This is a genomic window from Actinacidiphila acidipaludis, from assembly GCF_019890725.1.
In the GTDB taxonomy this organism is placed as follows: domain Bacteria; phylum Actinomycetota; class Actinomycetes; order Streptomycetales; family Streptomycetaceae; genus Actinacidiphila; species Actinacidiphila acidipaludis.
Window position 1 is genome coordinate 80,190 of the sequence record NZ_JAINZZ010000015.1, and the last position, 19,138, is coordinate 99,327.

17 protein-coding genes are annotated in these 19,138 nt (G+C 73.4%); 7 read left to right on the forward strand and 10 right to left on the reverse strand.

The genetic code is table 11. The features are described from left to right. Positions 1 to 93: 93 nt before the first annotated feature. Together sigJ and K7862_RS14970 are read right to left on the reverse strand one after the other, a co-directional pair. Positions 94 to 969: an RNA polymerase sigma factor SigJ gene (gene sigJ, locus K7862_RS14965; protein ID WP_222963064.1), complete on the reverse strand. Its 876-nt coding sequence runs from the start codon at positions 967 to 969 to the stop codon at positions 94 to 96. 233 nt (positions 970 to 1,202) lie between these two features. Further along, positions 1,203 to 1,721, reverse strand: coding sequence for a hypothetical protein (locus tag K7862_RS14970; RefSeq protein WP_222963065.1), 519 nt, complete (start codon positions 1,719 to 1,721; stop codon positions 1,203 to 1,205). A gap of 359 nt (positions 1,722 to 2,080) precedes the next feature. Between K7862_RS14970 and K7862_RS14975 the strand changes: the two genes are divergently transcribed. The 3 genes from K7862_RS14975 to K7862_RS14985 all read left to right on the forward strand — a co-directional run bounded on the left by K7862_RS14975 (position 2,081) and on the right by K7862_RS14985 (position 5,213). Continuing rightward, positions 2,081 to 3,139: a hypothetical protein gene (locus K7862_RS14975; RefSeq protein WP_222963066.1), complete on the forward strand. Its 1,059-nt coding sequence runs from the start codon at positions 2,081 to 2,083 to the stop codon at positions 3,137 to 3,139. A gap of 140 nt (positions 3,140 to 3,279) precedes the next feature. Then, positions 3,280 to 4,551 carry a sensor histidine kinase gene (locus K7862_RS14980; protein ID WP_222963067.1) on the forward strand — a complete coding sequence of 424 codons (1,272 nt, stop codon included), beginning with the start codon at positions 3,280 to 3,282 and terminating at the stop codon, positions 4,549 to 4,551. Next, positions 4,548 to 5,213, forward strand: a complete 666-nt coding sequence (locus K7862_RS14985; protein ID WP_222963068.1) for a response regulator — start codon at positions 4,548 to 4,550, stop codon at positions 5,211 to 5,213. The genes K7862_RS14980 and K7862_RS14985 overlap by 4 nt, the downstream gene beginning before the upstream one ends. 139 nt (positions 5,214 to 5,352) lie before the next feature. Here the strand turns inward: K7862_RS14985 and K7862_RS14990 are convergent, their stop codons facing one another. The 3 genes from K7862_RS14990 to K7862_RS15000 all read right to left on the reverse strand — a co-directional run bounded on the left by K7862_RS14990 (position 5,353) and on the right by K7862_RS15000 (position 8,047). Further along, positions 5,353 to 5,847 carry an SPW repeat protein gene (locus K7862_RS14990; protein WP_222963069.1) on the reverse strand — a complete coding sequence of 165 codons (495 nt, stop codon included), beginning with the start codon at positions 5,845 to 5,847 and terminating at the stop codon, positions 5,353 to 5,355. A gap of 156 nt (positions 5,848 to 6,003) precedes the next feature. Continuing rightward, positions 6,004 to 6,690, reverse strand: coding sequence for a TetR/AcrR family transcriptional regulator (locus K7862_RS14995; protein ID WP_222963070.1), 687 nt, complete (start codon positions 6,688 to 6,690; stop codon positions 6,004 to 6,006). 55 nt (positions 6,691 to 6,745) lie between these two features. Then, positions 6,746 to 8,047: an MFS transporter gene (locus K7862_RS15000; RefSeq protein ID WP_308011994.1), complete on the reverse strand. Its 1,302-nt coding sequence runs from the start codon at positions 8,045 to 8,047 to the stop codon at positions 6,746 to 6,748. Positions 8,048 to 8,410: 363 nt separating this feature from the next. Between K7862_RS15000 and ligD the strand changes: the two genes are divergently transcribed. Further along, positions 8,411 to 9,409, forward strand: a complete 999-nt coding sequence (gene ligD, locus K7862_RS15005; protein ID WP_308011995.1) for a non-homologous end-joining DNA ligase — start codon at positions 8,411 to 8,413, stop codon at positions 9,407 to 9,409. Between the two features lie 24 nt (positions 9,410 to 9,433). Here ligD and K7862_RS15010 read toward each other — a convergent pair whose 3' ends face one another. The 4 genes from K7862_RS15010 to K7862_RS15025 form a co-directional block, all read right to left on the reverse strand. Beyond that, positions 9,434 to 10,819, reverse strand: coding sequence for an alpha/beta hydrolase family protein (locus tag K7862_RS15010; protein WP_222963071.1), 1,386 nt, complete (start codon positions 10,817 to 10,819; stop codon positions 9,434 to 9,436). Positions 10,820 to 10,866: 47 nt separating this feature from the next. Beyond that, positions 10,867 to 12,042: a serine hydrolase domain-containing protein gene (locus K7862_RS15015; RefSeq protein ID WP_262413159.1), complete on the reverse strand. Its 1,176-nt coding sequence runs from the start codon at positions 12,040 to 12,042 to the stop codon at positions 10,867 to 10,869. 744 nt (positions 12,043 to 12,786) lie between these two features. After that, on the reverse strand, positions 12,787 to 14,055 hold the full coding sequence (locus tag K7862_RS15020) for a chloride channel protein (protein ID WP_222963072.1): 1,269 nt from the start codon (positions 14,053 to 14,055) through the stop codon (positions 12,787 to 12,789). A gap of 221 nt (positions 14,056 to 14,276) precedes the next feature. Continuing rightward, a complete protein-coding gene (locus K7862_RS15025) occupies positions 14,277 to 14,462 on the reverse strand; it encodes a DUF4236 domain-containing protein (protein ID WP_222963073.1) in 186 nt (61 codons plus the stop codon). 364 nt (positions 14,463 to 14,826) lie between these two features. On the opposite strand from K7862_RS15025, the gene K7862_RS15030 reads away from it, so the two are divergent. After that, positions 14,827 to 17,559, forward strand: coding sequence for an alpha-L-rhamnosidase-related protein (locus tag K7862_RS15030; protein ID WP_222963074.1), 2,733 nt, complete (start codon positions 14,827 to 14,829; stop codon positions 17,557 to 17,559). 53 nt (positions 17,560 to 17,612) lie between these two features. Here the strand turns inward: K7862_RS15030 and K7862_RS15035 are convergent, their stop codons facing one another. Continuing rightward, complete coding sequence (locus tag K7862_RS15035) at positions 17,613 to 17,933, reverse strand: hypothetical protein (protein ID WP_222963117.1); 321 nt, start codon at positions 17,931 to 17,933, stop codon at positions 17,613 to 17,615. A 191-nt stretch (positions 17,934 to 18,124) separates the two neighbouring features. Here K7862_RS15035 and K7862_RS15040 point away from each other — a divergent pair, with 191 nt between their 5' ends. Both K7862_RS15040 and K7862_RS15045 read left to right on the forward strand, forming a co-directional pair. Continuing rightward, a complete protein-coding gene (locus tag K7862_RS15040; protein ID WP_222963075.1) occupies positions 18,125 to 18,919 on the forward strand; it encodes a helix-turn-helix domain-containing protein in 795 nt (264 codons plus the stop codon). Then, complete coding sequence (locus tag K7862_RS15045) at positions 18,912 to 19,133, forward strand: DUF397 domain-containing protein (protein WP_222963076.1); 222 nt, start codon at positions 18,912 to 18,914, stop codon at positions 19,131 to 19,133. The genes K7862_RS15040 and K7862_RS15045 overlap by 8 nt, the downstream gene beginning before the upstream one ends. Positions 19,134 to 19,138: the final 5 nt, after the last annotated feature.

Below are 19,138 nucleotides of genomic sequence, written 5' to 3' on the forward strand. Positions count from 1 at the left end.
TGTGAGGGCCGGGTCGTGAGGGCCGCGTCGTGAGGGCCGCGCCCGGGGAATGCGCCCCGGAACATGCCCGGGGGAACGCGGCGCACGGCCGCGTCACACCGCGGGCAGCTCCAGCGCGGCGAGCCGCTCGGGGTCGGCCAGGATGTGCATCCGGGTGATCCGGTCGCCGCGGACGGTGAAGCCGAGGACCGACATCGGCTTGCCGTCCAGGGAGTTGAGCAGGCCCACCGCGCCGTTGACCAGGACCGGGCGGCTCCGCACACCGCCGTGGCTGCGGAACAGCAGGGCCTGGCCGGCGACCTTCGCCGCCCCGCGGATCTCGTGCGAGACGCCCAGCAGGCTCGCGCCGACGTCGGCGCGCAGCACCACGTCCGGGTCGAGCACCGCCACCAGCGCCTCGAAGTCGCCGCTGCGGGACGCCGACACGAAGGCGTCCACGACCCGCCGCTGGCGGTTGAGGTCGGGATCGGGGTCGGGGTCCGCGCCCCGAACGCGGCGGCGGGCCCGGCTGGCGAGCTGCCGGGCCGCGACCGGCGAGCGGTCCACGATCGGGGCGATGTCGTCGAAGGGCACGGCGAACATGTCGTGCAGCACGAACGCCAGCCGCTCGGCGGGTTCCAGGGTGTCCAGCACCACCAGCAGCGCGAGCCCGACGGAGTCGGCGAGCAGCGCCTGCTGCTCGGGGTCGGTGCCGTCCGGGCCGGTCACCACCGGATCGGGGACGTGCGTGTCCAGGGACTCCTCGCGCCGCGACGTCCGGGACCGCAGCATGTCCAGGCACACCCGCGCGGTGACCGTCGTGAGCCAGCCGCCGAGGTTGTCGATCGAGTCCGGGTCGGTGCGGTTCAGGCGCAGCCAGGCCTCCTGCACCGCGTCGTCGGCTTCGCTGAGCGACCCCAGCATGCGGTAGCCGACCGAGCGCAACTGCCCGCGGTACCGCTCGAACTCCTCGGTGATCCGGTCGGTCATGGATTCCCCTCGGTGGTGCCTGATGCCCGTCCCCTGACGCCGTCACCTCTTCGACGTCCCGGATCCGGCGAACGTGACGGGAGGGGGTGTGCGACGCGGATCACACCGGTGCCGCGGAGATCGCGGCCGGCACGGCGAAGGCGCCCCTTCAGGCATTGTCGTCGACGGGCCGGGGCCCCGGCAGCCCCCGGCTCGCCGCGGGCGCCGGGCGGAGTCCGGCCGGCCTCCTCACGTCAGGCCGCGACGGCCGGCCGGACCACCTTCCAGGCACGGCCGGCCAGCGCCAGGGTGCGGGTCAGCGTCATGGCGACGGCCATGATGATCAGGGAGTCGGTGATCGCGTCGGCCGTCACGGAGTGCCGCACCATCCAGTGCCCGAGCTGCGGCCCGAACCAGTGGGCCGAGCCGTAGGAGAAGGCGGACCGGGCGGCGACGACGACGATCCACAGGGCCGCGTAGCCGAAGCCCGCGGCGCTCACGGGCCGGCCGGTGCGCGGGCTGCGGTAGACGCGGGTGAGCGCCGCCGCGCCCAGTCCCGTCGCCACGCCGGCCAGCAGGGCGGTCAGCTCCAGGCCGAGGCCCGTGCCGTGCGTGGTCACGGCCTTCAGGTAGATCGGCACGATCGCGGCGGCCATCAGCAGCGGCCGCAGCACCCGGAAGGCGTTGATCTTGCGGTGCGGGCCGACGTCCGCCTCCAGGACGGCGAACAGGACGGTCGCGTTGATCACCATGGCTTGGGCGACGGGGGACATGACGGGTCCTTGTCTGTGCGGTGCGCCGATGGGCGCGGTGTGTGCGATGGGCGCGGTGGGCGCGATGGGCGCGGTGTGTGCGACAGGGGCGGGGCCGGCGCGTGCGGTGCCGGCGCTCTCCGCTCGGGCGCCGGCCGGCCGCTGCCTGCCCCGGCCCTGACGCCACCACCGTGGCCGCGCACCCCCCGGCCGGGCGCCACCTCCGGGGGCGAGACGCGGGGTGATCCGGCCCGCGCGTGTGCCCCCCGTCCTCACCCCACGCGTCACCCCGGAGGTCACCCCGCGGTGTGACGCCGCCGCCCGGCGCTCTTCGTAGCGTCGCCGGTGAAGCCACCGCCCGCCCGGAAGGGGCAACCGCCGTGATCGACATCCTGGCCGTCGTCGCCGTCGCCGCACTCGTCATCGGCCGACAGTTCCTGGGGGAACCCCTGCGCGGGCGCCGGGTGCTGCTGCTGCCGGCCGTCCTCACCGTCGTGGGCCTCACCCGGCTCCGCGGTCACGGCGCCGTGACAGCCGCCGACGTCGCCTTCCTGGTGGCGGGCGCGCTGGTCGCAGTGGCCATCGGCGCCGGGCAGGGCGCCACGATGCGGCTGGAGTCCCGCGGCGGCGGGCTCTGGGGCCGGATGCCGGTACGCGGGCTGTGGTGGTGGGCGGCGCTGGTCGGCGCCCGCGTCGGCCTGACGCTGCTCGCCGGCGCGAGCGGCGCGCACCTGGCCGCCTCCTCCGCGCCGATCGTGGTCATGCTGGGCCTCAACCGGCTCGGGCAGGCCGGGGTGATCACCCTGCGCGCCCTCGGCTCCGGCATTCCGTTCGCGCCCGAGAAGGACGGCCGGGTCTTCCTCGCGGACCGCATGGGCCGGTGGACCGACCCCGGCCGCCCGGACACCCCCGGCCCCGGGCCCGGCGACCCCTCCGGGTACGGCAGCGGTCCGGGGTATGGCGGACCCGGATACGACAGTCCGGGGTACGGCGGCTCCAGCCAGGCCTCCGGCCACGGGTACGGCGGTTCCGGCCGCGGGCACTCCGGGTACGGCGACTCCAGCCAGGACTCCGGCCGCGGGGACTCCGGCTACGGCGGGCGGGGAGAGGGCGGCCTCGGGTACGGCAACCCCTCCGGGTACGGCAGCGGTCCGGGGTACAGCGGCTCCGGACAAAACTCCGGCCGCGGGCACTCCGGGTACGGCGACTCCAGCCAGGACTTCGGCCGCGGGGACTCCGGGTACGGCGGACCCGGACAGGACTCCGGCCGCGGGGACTCCGGGTACGGCGGGCGGGGAGAGGGCGGCCTCGGGTATGGCGGTTCCGGGTACGGACCCCGGTGGGATCGCGGGCGCGGCCGGGGCGAGGGGCTGCGGCTCGGCTCCGGACGGCGCCTGCGCCGTGGCCTCGGGTTCGAGGACCCGGGCCGGCGGCGGTGACCCCGGTGGCGACGCCCGCTCGGCCCGGGACGGCCGCCGGCTCCCGGCTCGACGCGGGCCGTCGCGCCCCCGGCTCCGCCCCGCCGCAGGCCCCCGCCGCGGCCCGCGGCCGCCGCCCGACGCGGCGCTATGGTGACCACGTGCTGCGTACCGCGATCTGGATGGCGCGGATGACCGCGGTGGTCCTCGTCGGCCTCTCGGTGTTCCCCACGCCGCCCCACGGACCCGTCGCCTTCCCGGTGACGGTCGCGGGCTTCGCGGTGAGCCTGGCGGCCGTGGCCTGCTGGGCCTTCCTCGACGTGCGCAAGGACCTCGCGGACCGGCACCCGCGCCGGCTGCCCGCGGTGCTCACCGTCCTGGTCGTCGCGTCCTCGGTCCCCTGCACCCTGCTGCACGCCGGCGCGATGGTGGCGCTGGCCACCATGGCCGTCGTCGAGGCGGGGACCGGACTCCGTCTCGTCCACGGCTGGGCGGTGTTCGCGGCCGGCGCGCTGACCCTGGCGGCCGGCTCGGTGGTCAACGCCCCGGACCGGGCCAGCGTCATCGGCTACCCGCTGCTGCTGCTCGTCGGCCTGCTGATGGGACACAACCGGCGCGCGTACCGGGTGCAGGCCGAGCAGTCGGCGGCGCTGGTCGGGCAGTTGCGGCAACTGCGCACCGAGCAGCGGCGGGTGGCGGTGCTGGACGAGCGGGCCAGGATCGCCCGCGAGATCCACGACGTGCTGGCGCACTCGCTCGGCGCGCTCGGCATCCAGATCCAGGCCGCCCGCGCACTGCTCGCGGAGGGCGCGGACGACCCGGCGCGGGCCGGGCAGGCCGACGGCGTGCTGGCGGTGGCGCAGCGGATAGCCTCGGACGGACTGGCCGAGACGAGGCGGGCGGTGCACGCGCTGCGGGCCGACACCCCGCCGCTGGACGAGGAGTTGGCGCGGATGGCCGCGGTCCACGAGGAACGGCACGGCGCGGTGGTGACCGCCGAGGTGTCCGGCCCGCGCGCGGACCTGCCGGCCGAGGCGACCCTCGCCCTGGTGCGCACCGCGCAGGAGTCCCTGGTCAACGCGGCCAAGCACGCTCCCCGCCGGCCCGTGACCCTGCGTCTGGTCTACGGGGACGACGACGTGACGCTGACCGTCGGCAATCCACTGGGCTCCGGCGTACCGGACGGCTTCGCCACCCTGGACGGCGGTTACGGCCTCACCGGCATGCGGGAGCGGCTGCTGCTCCTCGGCGGGACGCTGACCGCGGGTCCCCACCGGTCGGGACCGGAGCAGCCGGGCGCCCCGGCCCCGGAAGGCCCGGCCCCGGAAGGCCCGAGCCCGGAAGGCCCGAGCCCGGAGGATGCGAGCCCGGAAGACGCGGGCAAGGCCGGCGCCACCGCCTACTGGACCGTCACCGCGCGAGTCCCCAGGTGACCCCGGCGGAGCGGCCGTTGCGGGTCGTCGTCGCCGACGACCAGGCCGCCGTGCGCGAGGGCCTGGTGCTGATGCTGGATCTGCTGCCCGACATCGAGGTGGTGGGCTCCGCCTCCGACGGCCGGGAGGCGCTCGCGGTGGTCGCCGAGCACCGCCCCGACGCGATCCTGCTCGACCTCCACATGCCGGTGATGGACGGCACCGAGACCACGCGCCGGCTGACCGCCGAGCACCCGGAGGTGGCCGTCGTCGTCCTCACCACCTACGCGGACGACCGGTCGGTGCTGGACACCCTGCGGGCGGGGGCGCGCAGTTATCTGACGAAGGACGCCGACCGGCGGCACATCGCCCGCACCCTGCACAGCGCCGCGGCGGGGCTGACCGTGCTGGACCCGCAGGTGCAGGCCACGCTGCTGGCGGCGGCCGACGCCGGCGGCCGGCCGGAGCCGCCGCGGGGCCGGGATCTCCCGGACGGTCTGACGCGGCGCGAGGCGGAGATCCTGACGCTGATCGCCCGCGGCCGGAACAACGCCGAGATCGCCGGCGAGCTGTTCCTGAGCGCCAACACCGTCAAGACGCACATCAACCGGATCTTCGCCAAGACCGGCTCGCGGGACCGGTCGGCCGCCGCCCTCTACGCCCGGCAGCACAACCTGGACTGACGTCCCCCCAGGCATCGGGCACACGCCCCGGACACACGCCCGGACTCCCCTGCCACACCCCCTGTCACAACCGGAACACACCACAGGCGGCCCCGGAACTCCGGGGCCGCCTGCCTTCCGTGTGCGATTCGGGACGGCGTCAGACGGCTGCGCGGCGAGCGCGCCGCTTGGCCATGAATCCCATCCCCATCGTCGCAAGGCCAAGGGCACAGGCCACGCCTCCGACGATCGCGTTGCTGAGAATCACCTTGAAGAAGCTGGGCTGACCCGCCACGCACCACGGGGCGATGATCGTCCACACGCCGATGGCGCAGGCGACCCATCCCAGGTTGTGCGTCCTCTCCAGTACGGAGCCGTACCCCATGCCGAGCACCGCCAGGGCGATACCGGTGATCAGGTTGCTCACCCTGAGGCCGGCGAAGCCCTGGAATCCCACCACCCACGGCGAGATCGCCAGGTAGAGGCCGGTCAGCAGGCACAGGCCCTCGACGAGGCCGGAGACCGGAGTCTCGGACACCGCCGCGTACCGGTTACGCAGCGACAGAATGTCCGGATGGCTCTCGATGTGCGCGTCCGACGGCGCCGCGGCCGTACCGGACCGCCCGCCAGTCGGGTGACTCGAATCGGTGGCCATCAAAGCCACCTCCTTCGCGTGTTGCGATTGTCTTGCCACCGGATGAGCTTCGGGTTTCCGTCCCCGAAGCGTCCGCATCCTCACTCAGCGTAAAACTCCTCGGAGCAATGCGGCCACCTGGGAGACTAAGTTCCCCGCCGGTAGCGGGCGTCACCGTCAGACGGCGGCCGTGCGGGCCGCGCCCGGCCCCTTCCGGGCGTCACCGTCGGAAGCCGGCCGCGGGGGCAGCGTCGCGTTGAGCAGCACGGCCGCTGCGGCCCGGGCGGTGCCGGCGGCGGTGGGGTCGCGGTCCATCCGGGCCGAGAGCATCGCGCCGTCGTAGAGCAAGTGGAGCTGGCGGGCGAGCAGTTCGGGGTCGGCCGCGCCGGCCTCGGCGGCGAGTTCGGTGAACATCCCGCGCATCCACGCCCGGTACTCGTCGGCCTCGTCCGTGATGGCGCTGCCCGCACCGGCTTCGGCGCTCGCGGAGACGAACGCGCAGCCGTTGTAGTCGGGGTCGGTGAACATCTCGCCCTGCGCCTCGAAGACCGCGAGCAGCCGCTCACGTGGTTCCCGGTACCGGGTGAGGGCACGGGCGATGCGGTTGCGGCTTCGCTGCCGCCGGGACTCCAGGTACGCCCGGACGAGACCTTCCTTGTTGCCGAAGGTGTTGTAGAGCGAGGCCTTCGCGACGCCCGCGTGCTCGATGATCCGGTCGATGCCGACGGTCTGCACGCCCTCGCTGTAGAACAGCTCGTTGGCGGACGCCAGCAGACGCTCGCGCGCGGAGGGCCTGGCCGGCTGCCCGGCCTCCTGCCGCCCGCCGGTCCTGGCCGCGGTGCCCGCCGGAACCCTGCTCGCCATCGCGATCACCCTTTCAGACAGATCTGTCTATTCTAGCGCCGCAGCCTGTTTCCGGTCATCCCTCGCGGACGGCCTGCGGCACCCGGCGCCCGCTCAGCAGGAGTCCGGCCAGCGCGGCCGCGGCGAGCACGATCACCGCGGCACCGTACTCGCGAACGGTGTCCAGCAGCCCGCCGCCGTGCACCACCAGCACGCCGCCGATCACCGCGGGCACACCCATGCCCAGGTACGACACCACGTACAGCAGCGACAGCACGCCGGCCCGCTCGTGCGGCTCCACCAGCGGCACCACCAGCCGGATGCCGCCCTGGAAGCCGGCGCCGAAGCCGAACCCGGCGATGGCGCCGCCGACGAAGAAGCCGGTCACCGACAGCGCTCCGCCGCCGCCCGAGCCGATGGACAGCAGGGTCAGCGCGACGCCGGCCACGAGGGTCGCGACGCCCAGCGACATCACCGTGCGCGTCGGGGCGTCCCGCAGCACCAGCGCGGACAGCGCGGCCGAGGCCGCCAGGACGAACAGCGCCAGGCCGCCGTACACCACGGAGTCGGAGTGGACCAGGGTGCGGGTGATCGCCGGGCCCAGCGAGCCGTAGAAGCCGGCCAGCGCCCACACCGCGAACAGCACCGGCGCGGCGATCGCCACCGGCTTGCGCGCCGCCCGCGGCAGCTTGATCTCGGGCTTCATGCTCGCCAGCGCGCCGGGCTTGCGGGTCACGGTCTCGGGCAGCAGGGCCACGCCGACCGCCTGCAGGGCGAAGACGCCGAGCAGCAGCAGGTAGACGAGGTGGGTGGGGGCGGGCAGGAACTGCACGACCAGGCCGGCGGCCAGCGCGCCGGACGCGGTGCCCAGCGGCGGCGCGAAGGAGTTCGCGACCGCGCCCCGCCTGCGGTCGACGTCCAGCAGGCCCGCGCCTATCGCACCGAAGGCGACACCCGTCGCGACGCCCTGGATCACCCGGGCGATCATCAGCGCGGAGACGCTGCTCGCGGTGGTGAAGACGACCATCGACACGATCTGCCCGGCGAGGCCGGTGAACAGCAGCGGGCGGCGGCCGACGTGGTCGGAGATCTTGCCGAAGACCAGCAGGGCGGCCAGGACCGCCACCGCGTAGACGCCGAAGACGACCGTGGTGGTGATCGGCGAGAAGCCCCACTCGTGCTGGTAGACCGCGTAGAGCGGGGTCGGGGCGCTGGAGGCGGCCAGGAACGAGATGAGCAGGGAGGCGATCACCGCGATGGACGCGGTGGGGCCGAGCCTTCGTCGGCGGCCGGCCGTTCCCTCGGCGCCGGCCGGGGCGCGGGTGCCGCGGGACACGGCGGCCTGCTTCTGCTGCTTGGCGGTGGCGGCGGTGGTCACGGCTGCACTCCCTGGATAGACCGACCTGTCTATTGACTCGGCTTAGATTAGACAGACCTGTCTGTTCACGTCAAATGAACACCAGAAACCGCAGGTCGTGTTGGTGTTCATGCTGTCGCCACGCGGGACGAGCGCCCCCGATTCGCCAGACCGCTCTGTCTGGCGGCTGTCCGGCGGCTGCTCGGCACGACCGGGCGACGGCGGGGTGCGGTCCGGGCGTCACCCGGAGGGCGCCGTTTACCGTCCGCGGCAGCCGGGGAGCCGCAGGGTGTCCGGCCGCCGCGGTACGGACGGGCCCGGTCGGGCCGGCCCGCGGGCGCCGGACGCCCAGCTGAGGAGGAACAGGATGGACCGGGAGGCGCCGTGAGCTCACCCCTGGACCGGTTGTCCGCGGCCGAACGGGCGCTGCTGCGCCCGGCCCGCGGGGAGCCGCCGGCCACCCCGATGCTGGCCACGCTCTCCTCCCGCAGGTCCTTCGACGAGCGCTGGCTGTTCGAGCGGAAACTCGACGGCGTCCGGGCGCTGGCGGTCTCCGGCGAGGACGGCCCGCGCCTGCTCTCCCGTACCGGGCGCACGGTGAACGCCACCTACCCCGAACTGGTCGACGCGCTCGCGGCCCAGCCCTGCGAAGGCCTCACGGTCGACGGCGAGATCGTCGCCCTGCGCGACGGCCGCACCGACTTCTCCCTGCTGCAGCAGCGGATGGGCCTCACCGATCCGCGGGCCGTGCGGGCCAGTCCGGTCGCCGTCACCTACTACCTGTTCGACCTGCTGGCGCTCGACGGCTGGGACACCGGCCGCCTCCCGCAGCGCACCCGCAAGTCCCTGCTGCGCACGGCCGTCACCTTCCACGAGCCGCTGCGCTTCACGCCCCACCGCAACACCGCGCACCTCGACGAGGCGTGCGCCAAGGGCTGGGAGGGCCTGATCGCCAAGCGCGCCGACGCGGTGTACCAGCCGCGCCGGTCCCGCGACTGGCTCAAGCTGAAGTGCTCGCTCGGCCAGGAGTTCGTGGTCGGTGGCTTCACGGCGCCGGCCGGGTCGCGCGCGGAGTTCGGCGCGCTGCTGCTCGGCTACTACGACGAGGCGGGCCGGCTGCGGTACGCCGGGAAGGCCGGCACCGGCTTCAGCGAGCAGACGCTGCGCAGCCTCGGCGCCCGCCTCGCCGGCCTGCGCCGTGACTCGTGCCCCTTCGCCCCGGCGCTCCGGGACCGGACGGCCACCTGGGTCGAGCCCGAACTCGTCGCCCAGATCGCCTTCACCGAGTGGACCCGCGACGGCTTGCTGCGCCACCCCCGGTACCTGGGCCTGCGCGACGACAAGGCGCCGCACGAGGTGGTCCGCGAACGCCCGGGCGCGTGACGCCGCCGGCCCGGACGGTCCCGCTCAGAGGACGCCGCTGGTGCGCACGGTCTCCTGTGGGCGGGCGGAGTCCTCTCCACGAGCGGGCCGCTGTCCACGGCCGGAGTCCCGTCCGCGTGCGGCGCCCGGCTCGGGTGCGGCGTCCGGCGCCCCGCCGGCGGACAGGGTCTCGTCCAGCCAGTCGTAGACGCGCTGGCTGTAGCGGGACCGGTTCCACGCCTCGCAGTGGCCGTCGGCGCCCTCGCCCTCGGTGAAGCGGACGAACGTCTTGGGGCAGGTCAGGGCCTCGTACAGGGTGTCGGCACGGGCCGCGAGCGGGTCACCGGCCCCGGCTGCGACCAGCGTCGGGCAGGTGATGCCGCCCACGACGTCGGAGATCCGGTAGCGGGCCAGGTCGACCACGTACGCGCCGAGGCTGTCCAGGCCGTGCACCCACAGGCCGCGCTGGACCAGCCGCCAGCGCAGCACGGGGTCGGCGGCCAGCGGCGCCAGGTGCGGTTCGAGGTCGGCCGGGTCGACGTCCGGCAGCCGCTCCGCCAGCGCCTGCGGGATCGGCAGTTGCGGCACGAGCACGGCCAGCAGGTCGTACTGCCCGGGGTCGGCGACCAGCGCGGCCACCCGTGGCTCACCGCTCACCGCGCGGGGCGCCAGGAAGCCGCCCAGGCTCCAGCCGACGACGGCGATCCGGCGCGGGTCGACACCGGGCAGCGTCACCGCGGTGTCGACCACCGGCCGCAGCACGTTCTCCCAGTCCGGACGCATCGTCAGGCCCTGGGCGATCAGGGCGAGTCCCTGCCCGGGGCCGTCGACCAGCAGGCAGTGGTAGCCGCGGCGGGTCGCCGCCAGGGCGTGTGCCCAGTACATCTCGTGGACGTTGGAGTCGTAGCCGTTGACGGCGATCACCAGCGGCCGCCGCGGCTCCTCTGCGGCCGCTCCGGCCGCTCCGGCCGCTCCGGCCACCGCCGACGGTCCTGCCCCGGACGGCCCCTGCGCCGGGCACAGATATCCGTCCAGGTAGGTCCCCTCGAACGGCACCCTGACCGGCCGCAGCGGCGGGTCGCACAGCTCGGCGAACCGGGCGAAGCAGTCGCGTTCACGGGCGGCGGCCGCGCTCAGCCGCGGGTCGACCGGAGCGCCGAACAGGGGGTAGTAGGACATCCGGTGGTATGTCGACGCCCTCAGGTACGCCTCGCGGGCGCTGACCCGGTGGCCGGCCTCGTCGCTGCTCTCGGCCCAGCCCTGGAGCATGGTGGCCGTCGCCGTCCACTCCCGGTGCCAGCTGTCGGCGTCCCCTTCGGTGATGCGGCGCGCGGTCAGGGCGCACTCGCCGTACTCGGCCCCGCCGCCGGTCAAGGTCATCAGCCCGCGCTCGGCGAACTGCTGGAACAGCACGTCGTCGAAGAGCTTCATGTCGTCCTCCTGACCGGCGGCAGCGCCGGATCTTCCTGGTCGGGCGGTCAGCCGCCGAAGACGTCCGCGAGGACGCGCTTGCTCAGCTCGGTGGCGGGCACGGTGCCGTCGGGCGACACGCTGAGGTTGGCGAGCACCACCACGGTGGCCTGCTTCGCCGGGTCGTAACCGACGAAGGTGGAGTAGCCGGGGATGCGGCCCTCGTGGCCGATGAAGCCGCCGAAGTCGGCCACGGTCAGGCCGTAGGTGGCCGCGCCCGGCGTCGCCGAGGTGGCGGTGAACGTCATCTGCTGCTTGCGCATCTGCGGCGTGAGCAGACTGCCGCTGGCCAGCGCCGGGGCCCAGCGGTTGAGGTCGGCCAGCGTCGACGTGGCGGAGCCGTCGGCCCACGTGTACGAGGCGTTCGCCGTGGTGACGTCCACCGGCTTGCCCGCCGAGTAGTCCGCCCAGGCCGCGTCCTTGCCGGTGAGCACGGGCGCGGTCAGCACGGCGGTGTTCGTGCCGTACTGGTAGCCGTGGGCGAACGGCGCGGTGAGCGCCGGGCCGTTGGTGACCTGGGTGTCCTTCATGCCCAGCGGCTTGAAGATCCGCTCCTGGAAGAGCGTCTGCAGCGGGCGCTGCGTGACGCGCTCGGCGATCATGCCCAGCAGCACGGTGTTGGTGGCGGAGTCGTGGAAGCCCTTCCCCGGCGCGAAGTACGGCTGGTGGCGGAAGGCCACGGCCAGCAGGTCGCGCGGGGCGAACTGCGCGTCCGGATGCTGGTCGAGGGTCGCGTTGAACGCCGTGTCCTGCGTGTAGTCGTACAGGCCGCTGGTCATCTGCAGCAGCTGGCGGACGGTGATGTGACGCCCGTTGGGGACGCCGCGCACGATCGCGGCGACGGGCTCGTCGAGCGCGATCCGGTGCTGGCCGGCGAGCTGCAGGATCACCGTCCCGGTGAAGGTCCGGGTGATGTCGCCGACGCGCATGTGCTCGGTGGCGTCCATGCGCTGGCCGCTGCCGAGGTAGTCGGTGCCGAGTGCGGCGGTGGTCGTGCCCCACTTCGGCATCGTCACGGAGACGATCGCGCCGGGGATGCGGAGCTTCTGCATCGTGCCGATCAGGTCGGGCACCAGCTTCTTCTCCATCAGCCCGGCCTTGTTGGGGTCCGGGGCGGGGCGGGTGGCGCCCGGGCTGGCCAGGGCGGGGGCGGCCGCGGTCAGCGGCAGCAGCGAGGCGATCATCAGGGCACGCCAGCCCTTGCTGCGCCTGGTTTTGGCCTTCGTGCGGGGGTGTTCGGCTGACGCAGACGGGGAGGAGGCCGTCACAGCGGGACGGGCCATCCGGTGCATACGCGGTTCCATAGCGGGTCCAGTTCGCCGCGGGGGTCAAGGTCAGGCATGTCATAACACCGGTTTCACCCCTTTTTTCCCCTTTCTTCCACCCGTGGGCGTGTCCGGCTTCCGGGGTGCGGCTTCCGGGCTGCCCCGGGGCCTTATGTGCCGTCCTCCGCGCCATCGTGGCTTGTCGCGTTGGGGGCACCTCCCGGACGAAGTCTGGGACCTCGCGCCCCTGAATCACGTGCCGTACGTCCATATGTTGGGGGCAGTCCGGAAGCGTCTCCTCGGACTGTGCATGGCGGGTTTTTCCTTTCAGCTGGTGGGGCGTATGCACATTCCTGCGGGGAGCGCTTCCTCCCCACCCCCTGGCAGTGAAAGTGGCCGCAGGGGGTGTTACCGGGGTACTCCGGTACTGCCCAGGCGGCTCCATGGGCTGCCAAGGGGGTGGGGAGGAAGCGCTCCCCGCAAGGACTTGTGCACACACCCGCCCAGCCCCTCCGAAAGAACGGTCACGCACAAGTCCGAGGAGACGCTTCCGGACTGCCCCCAACGTGCGGACGAACGGCACGTGATCAAGGGGCGCGGGGTCCCCCAGAACGCACCGCAAGGGGCAGGACGGAAGCCGAACAGGGGAAGCCGCGGGCAACGCTATTCGCCGGGGAAGGGCGGCACCGGCGGACCCGGGGGAAGGAGTTCGGCGACGATCAACGCCACCACCGCCCCCAGAATGATCACCGGCAACGCCTCCGCATGCCCCACCAGCAAGGTGACCAGCACCACCGAACTCACCGGCAACCGCAACGCCGCACTCGCCGCCGCCGCCATCCCCGCGGCCATCGCCGGCACCACGCCGAACCCCGGCAGCGGAGCCAGCAGCACACCCGCCGCCCCGCCGAGGAACAGCGACGGGAAGATCGGGCCACCCCGCAGGCTGCCCAGCGAGAACGCGTACGCCAGCCCCTTGAACGCCAGGACCGCGACCAGCGCCCCCACCGGCCAGGCGTGGGGATCCTTGGCGAGTTGGGCGAGCGCGTTCTGCCCGGACAGGGCCGCGTCGGCGGGCGACCGTCCCGTCGCCAGCGCGTAGAGCGTGATGCACAGCGCCATCCCGGCCGTGAACACCGCGATCATCGGCAGCGGCCGCGGCGCGACCCGCACCGCCACGTGCCGCCCGAGCGCGAGAATGTAGTGGACGGCCACCCCGATGGCCGCGGCCATCAGCACGGACCAGACCACGTCCCCGGTGTCCAGCCGCGGCGGCTTGGGCAGGTCGAGGGTGAGGCTGCCGGTCTGCAGTCCCGTCCAGCGGCCGAAGCCGGTGAAGACGATGGAGCCGACCCCACTGGCCAGCAGCGCGGGCAGCATGAGCGCGAGAAGCTGCGTCCCGCCGACCCCCGAGACCTCCATGAGCAGGATCCCGCCGACCAGCGGGTTGCCGAAAATCGCCGAGATGGCCGAGGCCGAACCGGCCGCGGCGAGCAGCATGGTGCTCGCCGGGGTGGACGGCAGCCGGAGGAGGTTGCGGAAGAGCAGGGCGAGTCCGCCGCCGAGCGCGATCAGCGGCGCCTCGGGGCCGAGGACGACGCCCCACGGCAGACAGCAGGCCGCGGCGAGCACCACGCCGGGGATCCAGGACGCACTCGCCCCGCCCGCGTGCAGTCCGCCGGCCGGGACGTGCCCGCCCCGGCCCGGCAGGTAGAGCACGACCAGCGTGGTCCCGACGGCCGGCACCATCGCCATGGGCAGCGCCCACCACCACGGCGCGTCGTGGTGCCCGAGGTCGTGCGGCCACGACACCCAGATGATGTGTTCGAGTTGGTGGATGCCCGCCAGGAACCAGAAGGCGATGAGCGAGACCGGGATGCCGAGGAGCGCGCAGAACACCAGGCCCTTGAGGTAGCCGGGATGCCGCAGCACGTCCCGCAACTGGTCGCCCTGGGCGGGCGGACGGTCCGCGGGAGGCTGGGCCGCTGGAGGGTGCGCTGGCTGGGCGATGGCGGTGCTCCTTGCGAAGGCGTGCCCGCGCCCGCGGGCAGCGCGACCCTACCCAGCGCTCCCCCGCCCGCCGGGGAGCCGCGCCCCGGCGCCCCGCGCGTTCCCCTCGGACGGGCCCGCGCCGGCACGGAGGCGCGCCGCCCTCACCCCCGGTCGGTGTGCCGGTAGCCGAGCGGCCCGGGCAGGTCCGCCGAGGTGGTGCGGCGGCCGGTGGTCGACCAGGTGCGATGAACCCCCTTGCGGCCCAGCGTCAGCGACAGCGACTTGCGGTTCACGTTGATCCGCACGCCGGGCAGGATGTGAAAGGACTTCCGGAACGTCACAGGCATGACAACCTCCTCATCTCTTGGAAGCCGCTTGCCCCTGACCTCGGCCGTCAGTCCCGATCTCCGTGCCCGCGACGGGAATTGAGCCGTTCCCGGCTCCTGGTCCCGGCGCCGGGGGGCGTGACGACGCCTCACCGGACCGTCGTTCCCTGATCGATTCAGCGGGCGCACCCCGCACCCGTCAAGAAATCCGCGCTGTGTGTGCGACCTATGGACGCGACCGGAGGCCCCTTGTAGTCTCTCCCCGCAACCCGGGATTGAATCGTTTCACGTCCTATTCCCCACCGCACCGCCGCACCACGCAGCACCCGCATACACCCTCGCCCGTCGGCCGCACGCCCAGTGCCCTCACCCCAGGGAGCCGCAGATGCCGCACACCCCGGCGTCCCACGAGCCCGTCGCAGGAGGATCCTCGCGCGCAGGATGCCCGTCCTCCGAACCGTCACCCCGCGAGGCCGCGTCCGCCGAAGCCGCGCCCCGCACCCCCTCCTCTCCCGGCCCCCAGCGCCGCACCGTCCTGTTCGCCGGGCTCGGCGGCGCCGCCCTGGCCGCGACCGGCCTGACCCTCGGTTCCGCCGCCCCGGCGTGGGCGGGCGGATCGGCCGGTTCCGGCGCGGACGCGGCCCCGGCGGCCGATGGCTGGCAGCACTATGTGCAGGGCCCGGCCGGCCGTACCGTCCGCCCGGCCCGCGTGCTGCGGTCGACCGGCGCCGTCACCGCGCCCGACGCCCTGCTCAGCCCGGGCGGCGGCGCCACCGTCCTCAAGCGGCCGCAGCCGGCCGCCCCGCCGCGCTGGCCGGCCGGCACCACGGCCGCCGCGTCCTCCTCGCACGCCCCGAACAACGGCAACGACGGCAAGCCGCGCACCTACGACGCGTCCAACGCCATCGACGGCGACACGGACACGTTCTGGAACGACGACACGATCGCCGCCTATCCGGACGTCCTCACCATCACCACACCCTCCGCGGTGACGCTGCCCGGCATCACGCTGCTCTCCAACCCCGACGGATTCCCGACCGACTTCACCGTCGAGACCTGGGACGGCAGCGCGTGGCACACCGCCGCCACGGTCAGCGGCAACACCGCCGTCCAGCGGGCCGTGCCGTTCGACAACGATGTCAGCACCACGGGCGTCCGCATCACCGTCACGGCCGACCAGGACACCTCCAAGGGCGACTTCACCCGCGTCAACGAGGTGTATCCGGCGGTGCTGGCGACCGACGACATCCCGCGCGTGGTCGTGGACTTCGGCAAGGTCGTCGTGGGCTACCCGCACGTCGTGTTCGCCTCGGCGTCGGCCGGCAACCCCGGGGTGCGGCTGGCGTTCTCCGAGACCCTCGAATTCCTCAGCGACCGGAGCGACTTCACGCGCTCCGACCAGTCCGGGGCGCCCGGCCACGGCACCGACCAGTTCGCGGTGCCCGCCGGCGGCGCCGACTGGCAGGACCGGCAGGGCTACCAGAGCGGCACCAAGGTGTACGCCGACGGCCTGCACGGCTTCCGCTACCTGCAGATCAGCCTCGACGCGCTGCCCGGCGACGCCCCCGCCGCCCAGCCGTGGGGCGAGGTCGCCATCGACGCCGTGTGGCTGGACTTCACCGCGTACGTCGGCACACCCGACAGCTATCGCGGCTGGTTCCTGTGCTCCGACGACGACCTCAACCGCTACTGGTACGGCTCGGCCTACACCAACGAGCTGGTCACCGACACCTTCCGCGCCACCGACGTCGACCCGCGCGGCGCCGCGACCGCGGGCCTGGAAGGCAAGCTGGTGCTGCACGACGGCGCCAAGCGGGACCGCGACCCGTACGTCGGCGACCTCGCCGTCTCCGGCCGGACCCTCTACCTGACGCACGACGACGCGGCGGCGGCCGTCCGCAACGTGCTCGCCGACCTCGCCGACCACCAGCGCGGCGACGGCTGGATCCCGCCGGCCTCCATCAACGGGTACACCCTGCCGCTCTTCGACTACCCGCTCTGGTGGGTGACCTGCAGCTGGGACTACGTGCTCTACACTGGCGACCTGGACTACGCGGCCCACTACTACCCGCAGCTCCTCAAGGTCCTCGACACGTGGTACCCGTCGGTGACGGACTCCGACGGCCTGCTCAGCAAGGGCCTCAACGGCACGTCCGGATACGGCGACTACGCGTTCCTCGGCCGCACCGGCCGCATCACGTACTACAACGCCAACTACGTCCAGGCACTCAACGACGCCGCGTCGATGGCCCGTTCGCTCGGTCACGGCGCCGACGCCGACCGCTGGTCGGCCCGGGCCCGCACCGTCGCGGCGGCGGTCAACGCCCACCTGTGGGACGCCGCCGCGGGCGCCTACCTGGACTCCGGCAGCGGTCCCGCCCGGCACGCCCAGGACGGCAACGCGATCGCCATCACCGCCGGTGTCGCCGACGCCACCCGCGCCGCCTCCGCGCTCGCCCACCTCGACGCCACAACGGTGCGCCCGTACGGCAACGCCTTCATGGACAACGACACGATCTTCGACGGCGCGTCGCAGCGCGTGTACGCGTTCACGTCCTACCCCGAGCTGGTCGCCCGCTTCGAGACCGGCCGCGCGGACTCCGCCCTGGACCAGATCCGCCGCACCTACGGCTGGATGGACGCCCACGACCCGGGCATCACCGCGTGGGAGGGCATCGGCCCGGACGGCTCCCTGTACGAGGGCGCGTACACGAGCATGGCCCACGGCTGGTCGACGGGTGTGCTGCCCGCCCTGACCAACGAACTCCTCGGCATCCAGCCGACGTCACCCGGCTTCGCCACCTGGACGGTCCGCCCGCACCCGGGTTCGGTCGCCTGGGCCCGCGGCCAGGCGCCGACGCCGCACGGCCCGGTCCAGGCGGACTGGCAGCAGGGCGCGGACGGCACGTTCACCCTCACGGTCCGCTCGCCGCGCGGTACCTCCGGAACGGTCGCCGTCCCGACCGGCGGCCGGGCCGTCACCGTTCACGTCGACCGGCGTCTGGCGTGGAACGGCGTCAAGGCCAAGGCGTACGAGGCGCGTTCGGAGGACGGCTACATCGTGCTGACCGGCTTCGCGCCGGGCTCGCACACCGTGGCCGTCCGCCCGGCCGAGTAGGCGGCAGACCCGCATCATGGGGGTGCGGGCCTGCACGGGGCGCGGCCGGCCGGTCATCCGGCCGCGCCCCCTCCAGGGGGATCGCCTCCCTCGTCGTCCGGCTGCGGGATGCGGGCGCCGCGGCTCTCCGCGATCCGGTGCACGTCGCGCAGCGACTCGGCCAGGCGGGCGGACAGGAAGCGGAACTGCGGCGGGGTGACCGTGCGGTCGGCGAGCATGTCGGCGGCGTGGTCCAGCAGGTCGGCCGCCATGCCGAGCTGGACGCTCTCGATGTTGTCGGCCACCCGGGACACGTAGCCGCGGTCGCCGCGGTCGCCGCCGAGCAGATAGCAGGGCTTCCCCTCGGCCGTCGTCCACGGCAGTAACCGACCCATCCCACCGGCCGCTCGGGCCTGTTCGTGCAGCACGTTCCCAACTCCCTGTGATCGTGGGGCCCCTGCGGCACCCGCCGCCCGCCCGTCCCGCCGTCTCGCTCTGTAGCGATCACCTCACACAGTGAGAGACGGACGACTAGGCTCGCCAGACACATGCAGGTGACACCGCTTTTGTCACACGGGAGCCGGCCGTGAGCAACAACTACGGGGAGTGGCTGCGGGCCCAGCGCGAGGCCGCGGGCCTGACGCAGCAGGAGCTGGCGGATCTCGCGATCATGACGCGGTCGCACATCGCCCACATCGAGGCGGGGCGGCGTGTCCCGTCGCGGGAGGACGCGAGGCGCCTGGACCGCGCACTGGACACCGGGGATGTGCTCAGCAGTTTTCTGCCCCTCGACGAACGTGTGGTCGCCGACTACTTCGCACCGGCCCGCGCGCTTGAACAACAAGCCACGGAAATCCGGGAGTTCGCGATCACCTACGTCCCGGGGCTGCTGCAGACCGAGGCGTACGCCCGTGCGGTGCTGAGCACCGTCTATCCGCCGCAGGGCGAAGAGGAACGTGACAGGAACGTCGTCACACGCCTTGAGCGCGCGCGTGTCCTGGCAGATCCGGTGAAGCCCGCTCTGTGGGCCGTGCTCGACGAAGCAGTGCTCCGGCGCCCGGTTGGCGGCCCAAAGGTGATGGCCGAACAGATCATGCACTTGGTGCGCCTGGCCGAGTCGGATCGCATCAGGGTGCACATCCTTCCCCTATCTCTCGGCTCCCACATCCTCATGTCGGGCATGCTGTCCCTCATGTGGTTCGAGGACCAACCCCCTGTGGCCTACTCGGAAGGCTGCAGCGTTGGTAAGTTGCATGATTCCCCAGCGGCGATCAAGCGGCTGCAGGGCATGTACGATCTCGCGCTGAGCGACGCACTCCCGCGGGCGGAGTCTCTAGCCTTCCTGCGGGCGACAGCGAAGGGCTACGGGCACCATGGCTGAGCAGATCATCCCGAACGCATCCGTCCTTACCGGCTGGCGCAAGTCGAGCTACAGCAACAACGATTCCGCTAGCTGCGTCGAGGTGGTGGACGGCCACTCGGCCGGCGTACCCATACGCGACTCCAAGGATCCCGACGGCCCCGCCCTGGTGTTCGCGGCGACGGCCTGGACGGCGTTCGTCGAAGCGGTCAAGCGGGGGGACTTCGCGGTCTAGGATCG